We start from the raw sequence: 17,651 nt of genomic DNA, 5'->3' as shown, positions 1-17,651 counted from the left end.
ACAGTGGCCGGCTTTGCCTCGAGGTCTTACCGCACCAGGCAAGGTCGCTTGTTGTTGAAGCTCCAACCTGGAATCAGGTACTGCATCGCCACGCTGTCGTCCCGCGCGCCCAGCCCCATGCCTTTGTATAACTCATGGGCCTTGGCCACGGCATCCATGTCGATATCCACCCCGAGGCCAGGCTTGGCCGGCACTTTTACGTAGCCGCCTTCAATCTGCAGGGGCGCCTTGGTCAGGCGCTGGCCGTCCTGCCAGATCCAGTGGGTGTCGATGGCGGTGATCTCGCCGGGTGCGGCGGCGGCCACCTGGGTGAACATGGCCAGGGAAATGTCGAAATGGTTGTTGGAGTGCGAGCCCCAGGTCAGGCCCCACTCGTTGCACAGTTGCGCCACCCGCACCGAGCCCTGCATCGTCCAGAAGTGCGGGTCGGCGAGGGGAATGTCCACCGATTGCAGCTGGATCGCATGGCCCATTTCACGCCAGTCGGTGGCGATCATGTTGGTGGCGGTTTTCAGACCCGTGGCGCGGCGGAATTCGGCCATGACTTCGCGGCCCGAGTAACCGTTTTCCGCCCCGCAGGGGTCTTCGGCATAGGCGAGTACCTGATGCTGGTCACGGCACAGGCGGATCGCTTCCTTGAGTGACCAGGCGCCGTTGGGGTCGAGGGTGATGCGCGCATCGGGGAAGCGTTCGGCCAGGGCCGTAACGGCTTCGATTTCTGCATCGCCACTCAGCACGCCGCCCTTGAGCTTGAAGTCGTTGAAGCCGTATTTGGCTTTGGCGGCTTCGGCCAGGCGTACCACGGCGTCGGCGGTCAGGGCTTTCTCGTGGCGCAGGCGGAACCAGTCGTCGTCGGCGTCGGCCTCGTTGCGATAGGCCAGGTCCGTTGCGCTGCGGTCACCGACGTAGAACAGATAACCGAGCATTTTCACCGCATCGCGTTGCTGGCCCTCTCCGAGCAGGGCCGCCACCGGTACTTCGAGGAATTGCCCGAGCAAGTCGAGCAGGGCAGCCTCCATCGCGGTAACGGCGTGAATGGTGATACGCAGATCAAAGGTTTGCAGCCCACGACCGGCCGCGTCCCGTGAGGCAAAGGTGGTGCGCATTTGATTGAGGATGCGCTGGTACTGCCCGATGGGCTGGCCGATCACCAGGCCGCGCGTGTCTTCCAGGGTTTCGCGGATGCGCTCGCCACCGGGCACTTCGCCTACGCCGGTGTTGCCGCAACTGTCCTTGAGAATGACGATATTGCGGGTGAAATAAGGGCCGTGGGCGCCGCTGAGGTTCAGCAGCATGCTGTCGTGGCCGGCGACCGGGATGACTTGGAAATGGGTGACAACAGGCGTGTTCATGGCAAAGTCCTTATACGCTCAAATAGATTTGCTGGCGGCGGCGCCAGTGGGCGCAACGCTGGGCGACATCAAGCCGGCAGACGGTGACGTCTTGGCGAAAAACACCAGGATGGCCGCGAGCACAGAGGTGCCGGCCAAGCCGTAAAGCCCGCCCTGGATCGAGCCGGTGGTTTGTTCCAGAAAACCGAAGGTGGTCGGTGCGACAAAGCCACCCAGGTTACCGATGGAGTTGATCAACGCGATCACCGCGGCGGCGATGCGCACGTCGAGGTAGCCCTGTGGGATCGGCCAGAACAGCGAAGAAGCGGATTTGAAACCGATGGCCGCAAAGCAGATGGCCACGAAGGCGAAGATCGGCCCGCCCGTGGTGGACATGAACATCCCGGCTGCCGCGATCAACAAGGCTGCCGCGACCCAGGCCTGCTGGAATTTGAATTTGCCCGACAGCGATGCGAAGGCGTACATGGCGATGATCGAGATCAGCCAGGGAATCGAGTTGAAGAACCCGACCTGCACATCGCTCAGGTCACCCATTTTCTTGATGATGCTCGGCAGCCAGAACGTCGCCGCATAGATCGTCAGTTGGATGCAGAAATACAAGGCGCAGAACAGCATGATCTGACGGTCCTTGAGCAGTTTGCCGATGGTCGGTTTGACCGTGGTCAGGGCTTCGCGATCACGCTGTTCCTGATCGATGGCGCCCACCAGCGCGTCCTGTTCTTCGCGGCTCAGCCACTTGGCGTCATGGGGCTTGGAGTCCAGCCAGAACCAGACGAAGAAGCCCAGCGCCACCGAGGCCAGGCCTTCGATGGCGAACATCCATTGCCAGCCGTGAAAGCCCAAGCCTTCAATCTGCAACAGCGCACCCGACAGCGGGCCGGAGATCAGTGAAGCAACCGCCGAGCCACTGAGGAAAATCGCAATGGCTTTGCCGCGCTCCACGCCTGGCAACCAGCGGGTGAAGTAGTAAATCACGCCTGGGAAGAAGCCCGCTTCAGCCACGCCCAGCAAAAAGCGCAGGATGTAGAAGTGGGTTTCGTTCTGGATGAACGCCATCATCGTGGCGACGATGCCCCAGGTGAACATAATGCGGGTCAGCCAGATGCGCGCGCCGACTTTTTGCAGCAGCATGTTCGACGGCACTTCGAAGATCGCGTAGCCGATGAAGAACAGCCCGGCACCGAAGCCATAGGCCGCCGCGCCGATGCCCAAGTCGTGCTCCATATGCGTGCGCACGAAGCCGATGTTGACCCGGTCGATGTAGTTGAGGATGAACATGATCACGAACAGTGGGAGCACATGGCCCTTCACTTTGCCCACGGCGCGAGCGAGCACCGAATCAGTTTCTGGTGTGGCAGATGCATGGCTTGAATTGTTCACAATTCAAAACTCCCCCTGATTTGTTTTTATGCGGGTTTGCGTGTCTTGTTGCCAGACATCATACAAGTTGTTTTTTGAAAACCGCAATGCGTTGGGATCTGTATTTATTCTTATAAAAGCGAAGAGCAGGCGTTCTTTTGGTTATTTAATAGATCTTTAATGGGTTTAAAAGCCTTGTAGCCGTCAGAATCCCCGGCAAAAAATCCCCGATACAGGAATGGAATTGATGTGTTTCAGGTTGGTTGTCATACAAGTTGGACGTTTCATGAATCAACCCAGCGCCGCGCCTGAGCCCAGTGTTAAGCTCCCACCTGCCCAACCCCGTGGAACCTGGCAATGCCCATTGAAAACGCCCCCGCTGTGCGCAAACGCTCCACCAACCTGGCCCAGGGCGTGGTCGACGCACTGACCCAGCGCATCCTGCTCGGGCAGCTCAAGCCCGGTGAAAAACTGCCGTCCGAATCCACCATCGTGCTTGAGCACGGGGTCAGCCGTACGGTGGTGCGCGAAGCCATCTCCAAGCTGCAAGCCTCTGGCCTGGTGGAGACGCGCCACGGCATCGGCACATTCGTGCTGGCGCAACACCCCCAGCAAGGCTTGCGCCTGCATGTGGACACGGTCGCCAGCGTGCGCAACATGCTGGAGCTGCGCCTGGGCCTGGAAGTGCAAGCCGTGGCGCTGGCCGCGCTGCGCCGTACCGACGAGCAACTGGCGCACATGCGTCAGGCGCTGGACGACTACCAGGCCTCCCTGGCCAACAACGACAGTTGCGTGGAAGAAGACAAGCGCTTTCACCAACTGATCGCCGAGGCCACCGGCAACACGTTTTTCAGCGAAATCATGCAGCACCTGGGCACTGCCATGATCCCCCGCACCCTGGTGCTGGGCGCCGAGCGCGGCGGCGCGGATTTTGCCAAGCTGGGGCAACTGGCGAACCTGGAGCATGAGGCGATCTTCAATGCGCTCAAGCGCCAGGATCCGGATGCCGCGCGGGCGGCGATGGTGCTGCATTTGACCAATAGCCGGGATCGATTTTCCGGCGAATGACAAGGAATCCCTGTTGAACGAACATACATTGTCCATGCGCCTGGAGCGCGTAGCGGCATGGGTGCCGGTTGGCGCGCGCCTGGCTGATATCGGCTCGGACCATGCTTACCTGCCGGTGGCGCTGATGCGTCGTGGTGTGATTGCCGGGGCCGTGGCGGGAGAGGTCGCGGCCACGCCCTTTCGCGCAGCCCAGCGCACCGTGCGCGCCAACGACCTGGAGCAGTGCATCCGCGTACGCCGGGCCGATGGTCTGGCAGCGATCGAGCCAGACGACGCCATCACCGCCGTCAGCCTGTGCGGCATGGGCGGCGAGACGATCCGCGACATCCTCGACAGCGGCAAAGCGCGGTTGAGCGGCAAGGAACGCCTGATCCTGCAACCCAACGGCGGCGAGCAACCGTTGCGCCACTGGTTGATGGACAACGGCTACCGAATCCTGCACGAGGAGCTGCTGCATGAGAATCGCTTCTACTACGAAATCATCGTCGCCGAACGTAGCGGGCCGGTGAACTACACCGATGAGCAGCTGTACTTCGGACCGCTGCACCTGCAGGCGCGCACCCCGATGTTCGTGGCGAAATGGCAACGCCTGCTGCGCGAGAAACACAAGACGCTTGCCGGTTTCGAGAAGGCCAGGCAGTCGGTGCCGCAAGCAAAACGGCAAGAAATTGCCCAGCACATCCAATGGATTACCCATGTGCTGGGCTGAACGCCGCCGCGTACAGCGTAGCTCCCCCGAAACTTTTGTCCCCGGCGGTTACAGGGCCTGCCCGCCGCTGAGTGCTTTTGCCCCATTTTCGCGCACCGTCGGTCGGTTTCGCGGTGCCATTACGCCTATCGCCAAGGTTTCAACCTGCGGCCCATATCTTGCTAATCAATGACATGGCATTTTGCCGTTAGTTATTTCACACGCTGTGAAGCTTGAGTTTGTTCAGGGGAGTTGCAGGGCATGCAAAGACTTTTATCACCGGGTATCCGCCTGCTTGGACGGTTCGGTTTCGCGCGCAAGTTCCAGGTGCTGTTCTTCCTGTTCATGCTGCCGCTGGCCGGGAGCTTGTGGATGATCGGCCAGGATTACCGCGACAAACTCGCGGTGATCTCCAGCGAACAGTCCGGTGTGCGCCAACTGTTGGCGCTGGACTCGCTCGATGTGCAACTGACCGCCCAACGCAACCTGGCCGCCCGCTGGAAAGCCCTGGATATTCTGCATACGCCAACCCCTGCCGCCCAGGCCGCAATGGACAAGGTGGACGCTGGCAGCCCAGTGATCCAACAAGGCCTGCAAACCCTGGGCGACGCGCTCAGAACCCATAACGCCAGCGCCGATACCCTGGCGCGCTTCGACACCTTGCAGGCAGCGGTCAAGGGCATGGACACCCAGGCCCTGCGCACCGTCGGCTGGTGGCCGGATGGCTATGACCGCTTTACCGCGGCCCTGACCGCGATGCAATCGCTGCGCGAACAGATCACCCTGGACGCCGGCCTGATCCTCGATCCGTGGCTGGAAACCTACCTGCTGATGCAGATTTCCAGCCAGCACACCCCGGACCTGATCGAGCGTATCGGGCGCACGGCCAGCGTCGGCCAATCCTCGATCGCCTCGGGCCAGTTCACCCTGCAAAGCCGTTTGCAGATGCGCGACCTGCGCGGCCGCATCGGAGATGCGCGCGACCAGTTGGTCAAGGCAGCCGGCGCGCTCAAAGCCAGGCAATACCCAGGCCTCGAGCCTTGGACGGTGCAGTACGAAACCAGCCTGCAACGCCTGGACAGCGAGCTGAAGACCCTGGACGAGGGCGTCTTCGGCGGCACCATCAAGCTCGACACCGCCGCGTTCAACCAAAGCGTTGACGCCATGCTCGCGGCCTTGGGCGCGTTGCGCAGCCAGTCGCTGCATTCGCTCGACGCGCGCTTGAGTTACTACCGTGAGCGCTCGCTGCAGCACTTCATCCCCGTGGCGGCGACGTTCAGCCTGCTGGCGCTGGCGGCGTTGTACCTGTTCGTCTGCCTGCAAGCGTCGATCCGCCGCAGCGCCAGCGGCATCACGACGCTGGCCGAGTCCTTGCGCGACGGCAACCTGCGCGTCGAAGTGGCGGTGGAGGGGCGCGACGAACTGGCCGCCATCAGCACGGCGCTCAACGTCGCCGTGGTGCAACTGCGCGCCAGCCTGCTCGGCGTCAATCATGAAACCCAGCAGCTGGGCGCCACCGTGCTCACCCTCAACGCGCAATCGGGCAGCACCCTCACCGAAGTCGAAGACCAGCAACACCAGATCAGCCAGATTGCCGCAGCCGCCACCCAGTTGGCCGCCACCTCCCTGGGCGTCGCCAAAAGCTGCGAGCAGGCTGCCGACAGCGCTCAGCAGACCCGGCGTATCGCCGAGGACAGCAGCCGCGACAGCCAGCGCACCACGGCCAGCATCCAGCAACTCAACCAGCGCCTGACCGACACCGCCAACGCGCTGGAACAAGTCAGCCAGCAGGGGCAGCAGATTCAATCGGTGGTCGACACCATTCGCGGGATCGCCGAGCAGACCAACCTGCTGGCCCTCAATGCCGCCATCGAAGCTGCCCGCGCCGGCGAGCAAGGTCGCGGATTTGCCGTGGTCGCCGATGAGGTGCGCAGCCTGTCGCAACGCACCCAGGCGTCCACCGCGCAGATCGCCAGCACCGTGGACAGCCTGCGCGCCACGGTCAGCCAGGCCGTCAGCCTGATGGGCGCCGCCTGCAACCAGGCGCTCAGTGACGCCGAATCCGTCACCGGCCTGGGCACGCGCCTCGGCGAAATCGCCGGTGCCGTGCAGAACGTCACCGACACCCTGGCGCAAATCGCCGCCGCCGTGGAAGAACAGGCAACGACGGCCGACGAGGTGAGCGGCAATATCCAGCAGGTGGACCAGGCGGCCGGGCGCTTGCTCGACGGCGCACGGGCAGTCAATCAGGCCGCCGACAGCCTGAGCAAGGGCAGCCGGGCGTTGAGTGCTAACACGGCGCGGTTTCGATTGGACTGAGCGCCCATTCAGGGCACTCTGCCGCCGTCGTGTAGTCTTCTCCTTAACCCTAACGGAGCTGCCCCCCTATGATTACCGTTCACCACCTCAACAATTCGCGCTCCCAGCGCATCCTCTGGTTGCTCGAAGAGCTGGGCCTGCCCTACGAGATCAAGCGCTACCAGCGCGACCCGAAAACCAACCTCGCGCCTCCCGAGCTCAAGGCCATTCACCCGCTGGGCAAATCGCCGGTGATCGAGGACGGTTCCCGTGTACTGATTGAATCGGCCGCCATCATCGACTACCTGATCCGCCGCCACGGCAACGGTCAATTTCAACCCGATCCGGCCAGCGCCAGCTACGACCAATACGTGCAGTGGCTGCATTTTGCCGAGGGCTCGGCCATGCTGCCGTTGATGCTCAACCTCTACGTCGGGCGCCTGGGTGAAGCCGGCGCACCGCTGCATCCGCGCATTGAATCAGAGCTGGCCAACTACCTCGGCTACCTGAATGACGTGCTCGGCAAAACTCCGTATCTGGTGGGTGATGAACTGACCGGTGCGGACATCCAGATGAGCTTTATCGGCGAGATTGCCAAGGCGCAGGGCAAGCTGCAGGCGTACCCGAACCTGGCGGCATGGGTAGACAAGCTCCAGCAACGACCGGCTTATCGCAAGGCAGTGGAGCAGGGCGGCGAGTATGCGTTCGCCAAATAGAGGCGCATGAAGGACCGCTGAACCTTTGCGCCAGGCAGCGCTCACTTAACCAGTGGCGCTGTCTTCTGGTCGAAAGGAATCTGCATGCATCCCATCTCGTCAACCCTCCCCGTAGAACGCGAACTCAGCCTGCGGGCAGTCATCACCGGGGTCCTGCTCGGCATCCTGCTGACCCCGTCCAATGTGTACGCGGGCCTGAAGATCGGCTGGTCGTTCAACATGTCGATCATCGCGTTGCTGATTGGCTATGCGGTCTGGCAGGGCCTGGCCAAACGCTCTGCTGCGGCGGTGCCGTGGACGCTGCACGAAAGCAACATCAACCAGACCGTCGCTTCGGCCGCCGCGTCGATCATTTCCGGCGGGCTGGTCGCGCCCATCCCGGCTTACACCTTGCTCACGGGCAACCAGCTGGAGGCAATCCCGATGATCGCCTGGGTGTTTTCGGTGAGCTTCCTGGGGATCTGGATCGCGTGGTACCTGCGGCCCTCATTGCTCAATGACAAGGCGCTGAAGTTTCCCGAAGGCATGGCCACCCTGGAGACCTTGCTGCACATCTACAACCACGGGCGCGAAGCCGCGACACGCTTGAAAGTGCTGCTCAGCGCCGCCATTTTGTCGGGGCTGGTCAAGTGGGTGGATACCTTCCTGTGGGCGCTGCCGCGCTGGTCGCCGACCGCACAGCTTGAGCGCCTGACGTTTAGCGCAGACCCTTCGCTGCTGTTACTGGGGTTCGGCGGCATCATCGGCATTCGCGTCGGCCTGACCTTGCTGCTCGGCGCCGTGCTGGCCTGGGGCGGGCTGGGGCCATGGCTGTTGGCGCAAGGACTGGTGAACATTGCGGCGGGTAGCAGCGGCCCACAATTTGCCGCGCTGGTGGAATGGCTGCTGTGGCCAGGGGTGAGCCTGATGGTGTGTTCCACCCTGGCGTCGTTGGCGATTCGCTTGTGGGCGCTGCATCGCTCCACCCGGGCGGGCGGCGGCACGCCGTGGACGCTGCCCAAGCCGGGCCCTGCCGCCGGCTTCATCCTGGCGATCGGCTTGGTGGTGAGCCTGCAGGCGCTGTTGTTCGGTATCAACCTGTGGATGGCACTGTTGACCATTCCCCTGGCAATCTGCCTGGCTGCCGTGGCGGCGCGGGTGGTGGGGGCCACTGGTATACCGCCGATTGGCGCAATCGGTCAGCTGTCCCAACTGAGCTTCGGCATCGCCGCGCCGGGGCAGGTGCCGATCAACCTGATGAGCGCCAACACGGCCGGCGGTTCGGCCGGGCAATGCACGGACTTGATGAACGACTTCAAGGTGGGCAAGGCGATTGGCGCTACGCCACACAAGCAGGTTATCGCGCAAATCCTGGGGATTTTCGTCGGCAGCATCGTCGGCGTATTCGCCTACCTGGCACTGATCCCCGACCCCCAGAGCATGCTGCTCACCGAGCAATGGCCGGCACCGGCCGTGGCCACCTGGAAAGCCGTGGCGCAAACCCTGACCCACGGGCTGGACTCACTGTCGCCGAGCATTCGCTGGGCGATTGCCATCGCGGCCTTGATCGGTGCAGTGCTGGGTGTGCTCGACAGCATGTTGCCTGTCGATCGTGCCCGCTATCTGCCCAGCGCTGCGGCATTGGGACTGGCGTTTGTATTGCCGGCCTCTGTGTCGCTGATGATGGCGTTGGGGGCGGTGGTGACCTGGGTGATCAGCTGCCGTTGGCCAAGCCTTACCGAGCGTTTTGCGATTACCGCAGCGGCCGGGCTTATCGCCGGCGAGAGCATCACCGGCGTGGGGGCTTCCTTGTGGCAGATGATGATGCAGGCGGGTTGACGCACGAACGGTGCGTGAGTTGCCAGGTGGAACTGTTCGTGGAAGTTCGCCACTCATAGTCCGCCCCTCTTACATGCATTGAAAGGGGGCATCTGGATAATTCAGGAAGGTCGGTTATAACCGCTTGAGGCACAGTGGCTGACGCTTGAGGGCATAGGCTGTGAATTCTGATATATCGAAAATACTACGCGAGACTTTATTGGATTTTGGCGTGCCCCAAGAACAAATAGGGCACTTTGATCGTCACTCGTCGATTGTACTTAACTTTAAAACTATCAGCCCGATCATGCTGACTGCTGATCATCACAGGGTGTGGATGTGGAGTGAGTTAAATACCTTGAACGGCGCCACGCTGAATACTCATGCAGAAAAACTGCTGCTTGCACTGCAATACCCATTGCCATCGGTAGTCACGGGCCAGGCCGTGTTGGGTAAAGGTCTACGTGGTTACGAAGTCAAGGCTTTGCTGGATGATATCTGTAGTGGTTCAGCCACACATCTGCAGGGGGCGTTGGATGGGTTTTTCAGGCTGATGATATCGCTGCACGGCATTTTCAAGTAAGCATCGTCCGACGTTAGTTATCTTATCCAATGGGAGTGAACACTGTGCCGATTAACAATACTACCGTTTTAAGAGCGTCGGCCGAGCTAGCGTCTGACCCTGACAGCAACTTGAAGAATGTCGAGTTCGTGAAGAACTTCGATTACCTGAAAAACAAGCCTATTGAACTGCAGTCGAACGCAGTGCCCACAGTCACGCTCAACGCTGAGGGGCAGGCGCGCCCGGTCAGTTTTCTCTACGGCGACGCGCAGCCCGCGCAAATCAGAAATGGCGCCATTTATAACGCCGTTATCACCAGTGATATCGTTGAAAAATACTCTCAGGACCGTATCTTGCCGGGCAAGGCGTTAATCAAGGATGGTGCGCTGAGCCTGGGGTTGAACAGGTTCAGGATGGCGGGGCCGACTGAAACCCAAACTCAGAAAATTCTCACTCGACTGCGCAGTATCCACGATCCTGATCAGCGTAAAGCAGAGCTGGTCAAGCTGGTCGTCAACGGCTCAGCGCAAGCTGCTGACGGTGCGATGAAGCTGAAAATGGTCAACGACCCGGTACGGCGTGCATTCGAAAGCTACTATGCCAAACATGCGTTGCAGGATTACTTCCGCTCGCCGGACATTTATAAAACCTTCTGCGCTATCTCAAACAACCAAGTGAATTACATCAAGGACAACTATGTCAGCGCACCGTTGTTCGAGAAATATCAGGCCGCTTGGAAAAATCAAAGTTTCGACACCCGCATCGTCGGTTTGGATCAGCTTCAGGGTTTCTACACGCGTGCCGAGAAAACCTTGGAAACCTTGAGTATTTCACCCGAGGCCAGAGCGGCCTTGTTTGATATCTACAAACACCGATATTTGAGCTACGCGCTGAAAAATGAACCGGATGCCGAGGCAAAACTCCCGGCAGGTCATTGGGACGGTGTGTTTGATCCCATCAGGGCACCGGGCAAAGGCCGTATAGAACTCAATGCCCGAGAAGGCAACCTGTTCAGGCAGGCCGACAGTTACAACGTCGGTATTTTGCGAAACATCGACGCGGCGCCCAGGGATTTGCGCCTGAACGAACCTTTTAATATTACGTATGAAAATGACTACAAGAACCAGTTGTTAGCCAGCGCCAGCACCCGTTGCCCCGACAGGCTTGAGATGCAGGATCCTGAACATCCTGATGCATCTCAACCCGGTTCTTATATGAAGACGCTTTTTGAAAAAGGCACAGGGACTTACGTCAACGGGCCGTCGGGTTCAATCGTGATTGAACAGGGGGCGGTACGTGCTTGCAAAGCGGTGCATGCCGATACACACCCTGACGACCTTGAAACCTATTTGGCCATCCAGGCCTTGCTGTTCATTTACGTGGATGGCGGGCACTCGATGGATGAAATTTCATACGCGCTGACGCATCCGAAGGTCCAGAATAAATTGCTTGAGGATTTTTCGGGTAGACCCGGGTTCGAGCATATTGGCGATAAGCTTTTCATGAATTATCACGCCCTGGAAAATGCCGCGAAAGACGCCGCTGCCTTTAATGATGTGCTTAAGGCCAAGGACGCCGCTCACCTGCAAATCACCCATGGCGACCCGGCGCGACAGGCTTCCCGGGCGACCACCAAAGAGTTGGCCTTCGCACAGACCGTCGCGGCGAGAAGCGTGCTTTACAAGCCCAGTGACATCCTGACCGGAGAGCTTGCGGCGGCAGCCAAGGTGTTGCATCGCGTGGTCTCGAACCTGAGCGCAGAACATCAGAAAATGATGGGTGCTCATTTGCTGGGGGAAGGACGGCTGCTGGCTGGAAAAACGACGGATGACTTGCTTGCAGCATTGGCGCGAGCCGCAGGCGCGCAGGCGGCAACGGGCAGCGTGGCTGCGAGCGCCACCGATAGAGCGGTGGTTATCGCACTGATGGGCGATATCGGCGGGTTTTACACCACCCCCGGCAATGCAGATGAGGGGCTGATGACAGCCCTCAACCATCTGCTCAAAGCCCAGGGGCTGGAGGTGCCGGATACTGTCGCCATCCAGCACTTGCGTGAGCAAGGCGGCTCTGCGGTTGTCGGCCCGGATAAACGCGCTGAACGAAAGGTCCGTTCGTTCAATTCGCCGGCCGACATGCCTTTTCGAGCAGGCGTACATAACAGCGGGCTGGAAGCGGATAAGGCACTCAATGTCCCCGCATCTGAACGTATTCCTGACAATCGCTGGGCGGTTTTTGACATTGGGACGGCCCGCGTCAAAGAAACGACCGAGCCGCTTGTCGGGCATATGTCAGCGTCGCCGGCCGAGATTTTACAGGCTTGGGACATGCTGCGCGGCGTAAGCGCACACGATCAATACGTGGGTGCGCTGCCCGATGGTCCCCGCGCTCAAGACGGTGGCACCATCATGCCTATGTCGGTCTTGGCGCCGGCCGAGCAGGACCAGCGCTATGCGCGTGCGGCAGGGGCGGGTGCGTTTTTGGTCGGCTTGGGTTATCACAGCGCGGTCGAAGTGCTGGAAGGAACGTTGGTTTATACCGGGCAAAGCATCAGAGCCGAAGGCACACTGGATCCTTCCCAGCGTGATTCCGCTGATGTCTTCGGGCATGGGGCGGCAACCGACCTCATGAGCGAGCTATTCAAGTCCAGTACAGCAGCGTGATGGGCTGTCGGGCAATCATGCGTCCCCATTGATTGCCCGGTGCGCATGCTGTGCCCTCAAACGTTGCAGTCGATTGGCCGATGTCGAGATCAGACACGATGATGCCGCGCTCAGGCTACTTTGGCGTTGTCCTGCGCACTTAAGGTGAGGGGTATTGGTCGCCCGAGAACCACAAAAACAATGAATAGTCTCAACTCCAACGATTCCAACGCTCAGCTGGCGCAGGGTTTCAAGCCGCGTCACGTCACCATGTTGTCCATCGCAGGCATCATCGGCGCGGGGTTGTTTGTCGGCTCCGGGCATGCCATCGCGGCGGCGGGGCCGGCGGTGTTGCTGGCTTATCTGTGCTCCGGCCTGCTGGTGGTGCTGGTGATGCGCATGCTCGGGGAGATGGCGGTGGCGCGCCCCGACACCGGCTCGTTTTCCACCTATGCCGACCAGGCCATTGGCCGTTGGGCAGGCTTCACCATCGGCTGGTTGTATTGGTGGTTCTGGGTGTTGGTGATTCCGATCGAGGCGCTGGCTGCCGGGCATGTGCTCAATCAGTGGTTTCCTCAGGTCGATGCATGGTTGTTTGCGTTGTTGTCGATCATTTTGCTGGTGATCACCAACCTGTTCAGCGTTGCCAAATATGGCGAGTTCGAGTTCTGGTTCGCGATGGCCAAGGTCATCGCCATCGTCGGTTTCATCGGCCTGGGGTTCAGCGTGCTGATGGGCTGGATTCCGGATCGTGAAGCCAGCAGCTTGAGCCGCTTGATGCAAGAGCACGGCGGCTTTGCACCCAATGGCCTGTCGGCCGTGGTGGGGGCGTTCATCACCATCATGTTCAGCTTCATCGGTACCGAGGCGGTGACCATCGCCGCGGCCGAATCGAGCAACCCGGCGCAGAACATCGCCAAGGCGACCCGCTCGGTGATCTGGCGCATCGGCGTGTTTTACCTGTTGTCGATCTCGATCGTTATTTCCGTGGTGCCGTGGAACGATCCCCTGCTGGCATCCGTGGGTTCTTACCAGCGTGCGCTGGAGTTGATGAACATTCCCAACGCCAAGTTCATGGTCGACCTGGTGGTATTGATCGCCGTGGCCAGTTGCATGAACTCCTCGATCTACATCTCCTCGCGCATGCTGTTCTCCCTGGGTAAACGCGGCGATGCGCCACGCGCCCTTAAACGCACTTCAGCGGCGGGCGTGCCCAGGGCGGCGGTGATCGCCAGCACCATCCTGGGTGCGGGAGTGACGCTGCTGAGTTACTTCATGCCCGCTGGCCTGTTCCAGTTTCTGCTGGCCAGTTCCGGTGCCATCGCGTTGCTGGTGTATCTGGTCATCGCCATCTCGCAACTGCGCATGCGTCGGCTGCTGCTCAAGCAGAACGTCGAGCTGACCTTTCGCATGTGGCTGTTTCCCTGGCTGACGTATCTGGTCATCGTGTTCATCTGCGCGGCGCTGGCCGTGATGATGGTGACGCCGGAACACCGCACCGAAGTGTCCTCGACGATTGGCCTGGCCCTGGTGATCTCGTTTATCGGCCTGGTCACTTCGCGTCAGCAGGGGCAGGCGGTGAAGCCGGTGGCGCTGGAGCATTCCTGATCATCTGTGCGCAGTAGGCGGGACGCGGAGCGTCCCAGGAGGCATTCCCACGCAGAGCGTGGGAACGATCAGGTGCGGTTCAGCGCACCCGCGTCCGGCTTTGCACCGCCAGGTCCAGCGCCTTCTGCATATCCAGCCGAGCCGAGCGCCCGACGTCCTTGTCGTTGAGCTGGTAGTTGCGCTCGGATGGAAGGATCGGCGCGGTGAGGTCCTGGGCGTCGCTGCGCTCAAAGTCGTGGTTCTCGCCGATCGCCATGGCGCTGCGGCGCAACAGCATGCGCAGCTGTTCGGGTTGCAGTTGCGGGTTGATCGACAGCATCGCCGCCAGCAAGCCTGCGACCATCGGCGTGGCGTAGGAGGTGCCGCAATGCACGGCGCCTTCCTGGCCGGCGTCGGGCGTGGACGCGTGGGCGCAGGCGGCAGCGGTGATGTCGACGCGCATGTCCACATTCGAGGAGCTGCGTGTAAGGGCATAGGCTGGGTTATCGACGGCGACGCCGCCACGCACGTTACGCTGGTGTCCGCCCACCACCAGCAACTGCTCGGTGATGAAGGAGGAGGGCAGGCGGTACTCGTCGCTGCCAGAAAATGCCGAACCGTTACCGGCGGAGTTCACCACGATCACATCGGGGTGTTCCTTGCGCAGCCACAGGAAGAACTCTTCGAGCAATTCTTCGTAGCCACTCATGGCAATTCCCGAGCGCACCAGCGAGTCGACGTCATTGCCATTGACGTCCTTGGTTCCGACGCGATGAATGCCCCAGCTCCAGTTGAGCACGCGCACCCCGTCCTCCACGAGGTTGACCGAGGCGGCGATATTGGCCGTGATGCCGGCATCGGAGTTGCGCTCGACAATCACGTCAAAGCCACCGCTGGCCTTGTCCAGCCCACGCAGAAAGCCGGTGTTGCCGCCGTTGTCCCAGCCTGCCGCGAGGATGCCGGCGACGGTGGTGCCATGGCCGCTCGCCGCATCTGTATCGCGGGCGTAGACGCAGGTACGCCTGGGGGCGCAGGCGCCGAGGTAGTCAGCGAAATCTGCGGTGTCGAAATCCACGCCGCGCTCGATCAGGCCGATGCGCACCGGTTGCGGCGTGATGGGCGTGTGTTGGCCCGGGATGCGCCGCTGATAATAGGCCACCGCATCGAGAAAGCGGTTGGCGGCCCATTCATCGGAGTCGGGCGATGGCTTCTGCGGTTTTTCGTGGCGCGTGGCGGCGTGCTCGGTTTCTTCGGCGGCGGATTCTTCGATCACCACCGCATCCACGCTGGTCTCGCTGCCCAGGCGTAGCACCAAGGCGTCGCGCTGCAGCAGGTCGGTGGCCGGCAGGCGCAGTTGGAACAGGTTCAGCGGCGCGATGCTGCCGACCACGCTCGCGCCGTATTTGCGCGCGAGGCGCTCGGCTTCCTGGCGGCCGTCGTGGTCTTCCTCGATCAGCACGCTGACCAGGTCGACATAGGTGGTCAGGCCGTCCATGTTCTTCGCCACTTCGCTGGGCCCGGCGGCGACCACATGGCTATTGCGCAGGGTCAGCCAGGCCGCATTGCTGGCGCGCGGGCCGTCTTCGAGCCACAGCGGGCCGCTCTGGTAGAGCGTGCTGTCCAGGCGCAGGCGCAACTGGTCGCCGTCACGCTGGAGGGCTTGCGGCGGCAGCGTCTTGCCCGACAGTTTCACCTGCGGCGTTGCTTCACCCAGCCCGCGCGCACTCAGGCACCAATCCTGCTCCCGGCTTTGCAGCAGGTCGCCGCAGCGTTTCAGGTTTTCCAGTCGCAGCGGCTCCTGGGCCATGGCCGCCGTGCTGGCGGCCAGGGTGAGCAGCATCGCGAGGGCAGCGTTATTCAGAGGCATCAGTGGGTTCCTTGCCGGGGCCTGATACTGCGACTCCAACCACTCGCCGTTCGTTCAGCGCGACCACGTTGAACTCCCTCGCCCAAGCCTCACTCCTAACTGGACGAGGCAGTGCACATGGACGGATGTGACAATGACCCAGCCACACTCAAACACCCCTGGCACGCTGTTCGAGACCGACCTGCCCGCGCGCCTGGACCGCTTGCCCTGGGGCCGCTTCCACACCTTGCTGGTGTTCGCCCTCGGGATCACCTGGTTGCTCGACGGCCTGGAAGTGACCTTGGCCGGCTCGGTGTCCGGCGCGCTGAAAAGCAGCACCGGCCTGAACTTCAGCAACGTCGACATTGGCCTCGCCGGTGGCGTCTACATCGCTGGCGCCGTGCTGGGGGCACTGCTGTTCGGCTGGCTAACCGACCGTCTGGGGCGACGCAAACTGTTCTTCATCACTCTGTGGCTCTACGTGGGCACCACCGCAGCCACGGCGTTCTCCTTCAACCTGGAAACCTTCCTGCTGTTCCGCTTCCTGACCGGCATGGGCATCGGTGGCGAATACACCGCAATCAACTCGACCATCCAGGAATTCACCCCGGCGCGCTATCGCGGCTGGGTCGACCTGACCATCAACGGCACCTTCTGGCTGGGCGCAGCCCTGGGGGCCGGTGGCGCCATCGTGTTGCTCGACCCGCAGGTCGTGGGTGGCGACCTCGGCTGGCGCCTGTGCTTCGGCATCGGTGCCGCGCTGGGCCTGATCATCCTGGTGATGCGCCTGTGGCTGCCGGAAAGCCCGCGCTGGTTGCTGATTCACGGCCAGCACGACGAAGCGCGACGCATCGTCGACGGCATCGAAGCGCGCCTGCGCGAACAAGGCCACGCACTGGCCCCAGTGACCGCCCCGCCGTTGCGGCTGCACGCGCGCGACCACACACCGCTGGCGGAGATTTTCCACACCCTGTTCGTCAGCTTTCGCCGTCGCGCCCTGGTCGGCATGACACTGCTCACTGCCCAGGCCTTCTTCTACAACGCGATCTTCTTCACCTACGCGCTGGTGCTCACCGACTTCTATGACGTGCCCGCCGAGCGCGTCGGCTGGTACGTCTTGCCGCTCGCCCTCGGCAACTTCTGCGGGCCGTTGCTGCTGGGACGGTTGTTTGACGTGGTCGGCCGGCGCGTGATGATCAGCTTCACCTACGCCACCTCCGGCGTGTTGCTGGCGCTCAGTGGCTACGCGTTCCAGCAAGGCTGGTTCGACGTGACCCAGCAAGCCGTGGCCTGGATGGTGATCTTCTTCTTCGCCTCGGCAGCGGCGAGTTCGGCGTACCTGACCGTGGCCGAGACCTTCCCGCTGGAAATACGCGCGCTGGCGATTGCGGTGTTCTATGCGTTCGGCACCGGACTGGGCGGGATCATCGGGCCGACCTTGTTCGGGCAATTGATACAGACGCAACAGCGCGGGAGTTTGTTCGTGGGGTATTTGATCGGGGCAGCGTTGATGTGTGCGGCTGCCCTGGTGCAGGCAATTTGGGGTGTGGCGGCCGAGCGCAAGGCGTTGGAGCAGGTGGCGCGACCATTGTCGCAGGCGTCTGATTGAGGGCAGGCAGGTGGGCGCGCCCAGGCCGTTGGTGCTCGAGGTTCAACGACGGTTGTTTACGTCCCGAGCTGGTCTAAAGATCAAGCCTTTCACGTCGATAACCTTCATGAACCCGCCAATCATGGACAGA

General features: G+C 61.5%; 12 protein-coding genes. 9 read left to right on the top strand and 3 right to left on the bottom strand.

Annotated features, from left to right (window positions below):
* Positions 1-26: 26 nt before the first annotated feature.
* Complete coding sequence (gene gudD / locus C4J86_RS17500) at positions 27-1,352, bottom strand: glucarate dehydratase (protein WP_124371319.1); 1,326 nt, start codon at positions 1,350-1,352, stop codon at positions 27-29.
* Between the two features lie 18 nt (positions 1,353-1,370).
* Positions 1,371-2,732, bottom strand: coding sequence for an MFS transporter (locus C4J86_RS17495; protein WP_124371318.1), 1,362 nt, complete (start codon positions 2,730-2,732; stop codon positions 1,371-1,373).
* 336 nt (positions 2,733-3,068) lie between these two features.
* Between C4J86_RS17495 and C4J86_RS17490 the strand changes: the two genes are divergently transcribed.
* From C4J86_RS17490 to C4J86_RS17455, 8 genes are all read left to right on the top strand, one after another.
* Positions 3,069-3,779, top strand: a complete 711-nt coding sequence (locus tag C4J86_RS17490; RefSeq protein WP_124371317.1) for a FadR/GntR family transcriptional regulator — start codon at positions 3,069-3,071, stop codon at positions 3,777-3,779.
* 13 nt (positions 3,780-3,792) lie between these two features.
* Entirely contained in the window at positions 3,793-4,488 is a 696-nt protein-coding gene (locus C4J86_RS17485) for a tRNA (adenine(22)-N(1))-methyltransferase TrmK (protein WP_124371316.1), read from the top strand.
* 240 nt (positions 4,489-4,728) lie between these two features.
* A complete protein-coding gene (locus tag C4J86_RS17480) occupies positions 4,729-6,786 on the top strand; it encodes a methyl-accepting chemotaxis protein (RefSeq protein WP_124371315.1) in 2,058 nt (685 codons plus the stop codon).
* Positions 6,787-6,854: 68 nt separating this feature from the next.
* Entirely contained in the window at positions 6,855-7,481 is a 627-nt protein-coding gene (locus C4J86_RS17475; protein WP_124371314.1) for a glutathione S-transferase family protein, read from the top strand.
* A gap of 84 nt (positions 7,482-7,565) precedes the next feature.
* Entirely contained in the window at positions 7,566-9,299 is a 1,734-nt protein-coding gene (locus C4J86_RS17470; protein WP_124371313.1) for an OPT family oligopeptide transporter, read from the top strand.
* Positions 9,300-9,510: 211 nt separating this feature from the next.
* Entirely contained in the window at positions 9,511-9,861 is a 351-nt protein-coding gene (locus tag C4J86_RS17465; protein WP_177413162.1) for a type III secretion apparatus InvB, read from the top strand.
* A gap of 110 nt (positions 9,862-9,971) precedes the next feature.
* Positions 9,972-12,500, top strand: coding sequence for a hypothetical protein (locus tag C4J86_RS17460; RefSeq protein ID WP_218567878.1), 2,529 nt, complete (start codon positions 9,972-9,974; stop codon positions 12,498-12,500).
* Positions 12,501-12,680: 180 nt separating this feature from the next.
* Positions 12,681-14,087, top strand: a complete 1,407-nt coding sequence (locus C4J86_RS17455; protein WP_124371310.1) for an amino acid permease — start codon at positions 12,681-12,683, stop codon at positions 14,085-14,087.
* Positions 14,088-14,166: 79 nt separating this feature from the next.
* On the opposite strand, the gene C4J86_RS17450 is transcribed toward C4J86_RS17455, so the two are convergent.
* The gene (locus C4J86_RS17450) at positions 14,167-15,933 is read right to left on the bottom strand and encodes a S8/S53 family peptidase (RefSeq protein ID WP_124371309.1); all 1,767 of its coding nucleotides are present in this window, start codon (positions 15,931-15,933) and stop codon (positions 14,167-14,169) included.
* 133 nt (positions 15,934-16,066) lie between these two features.
* Between C4J86_RS17450 and C4J86_RS17445 the strand changes: the two genes are divergently transcribed.
* Complete coding sequence (locus C4J86_RS17445) at positions 16,067-17,521, top strand: MFS transporter (protein WP_124371308.1); 1,455 nt, start codon at positions 16,067-16,069, stop codon at positions 17,519-17,521.
* The last annotated feature ends 130 nt before the right edge of the window (positions 17,522-17,651 follow it).

It is taken from the genome of Pseudomonas sp. R2-7-07 (assembly GCF_003852355.1).
Lineage (GTDB): Bacteria > Pseudomonadota > Gammaproteobacteria > Pseudomonadales > Pseudomonadaceae > Aquipseudomonas.
Note: the sequence above shows the minus strand (reverse complement) of the source record. Positions and strands in the feature narration are given on the sequence as shown.

Coding starts and splice junctions, on each gene's coding strand:
- gudD (WP_124371319.1), bottom strand. CDS start 1,352: ATGAACACGCCTGTTGTCACCCATTTCCAAGTCATCCCGGTCGCCGGC.
- C4J86_RS17475 (WP_124371314.1), top strand. CDS start 6,855: ATGATTACCGTTCACCACCTCAACAATTCGCGCTCCCAGCGCATCCTC.
- C4J86_RS17480 (WP_124371315.1), top strand. CDS start 4,729: ATGCAAAGACTTTTATCACCGGGTATCCGCCTGCTTGGACGGTTCGGT.
- C4J86_RS17445 (WP_124371308.1), top strand. CDS start 16,067: ATGACCCAGCCACACTCAAACACCCCTGGCACGCTGTTCGAGACCGAC.
- C4J86_RS17470 (WP_124371313.1), top strand. CDS start 7,566: ATGCATCCCATCTCGTCAACCCTCCCCGTAGAACGCGAACTCAGCCTG.
- C4J86_RS17490 (WP_124371317.1), top strand. CDS start 3,069: ATGCCCATTGAAAACGCCCCCGCTGTGCGCAAACGCTCCACCAACCTG.
- C4J86_RS17450 (WP_124371309.1), bottom strand. CDS start 15,933: ATGCCTCTGAATAACGCTGCCCTCGCGATGCTGCTCACCCTGGCCGCC.
- C4J86_RS17455 (WP_124371310.1), top strand. CDS start 12,681: ATGAATAGTCTCAACTCCAACGATTCCAACGCTCAGCTGGCGCAGGGT.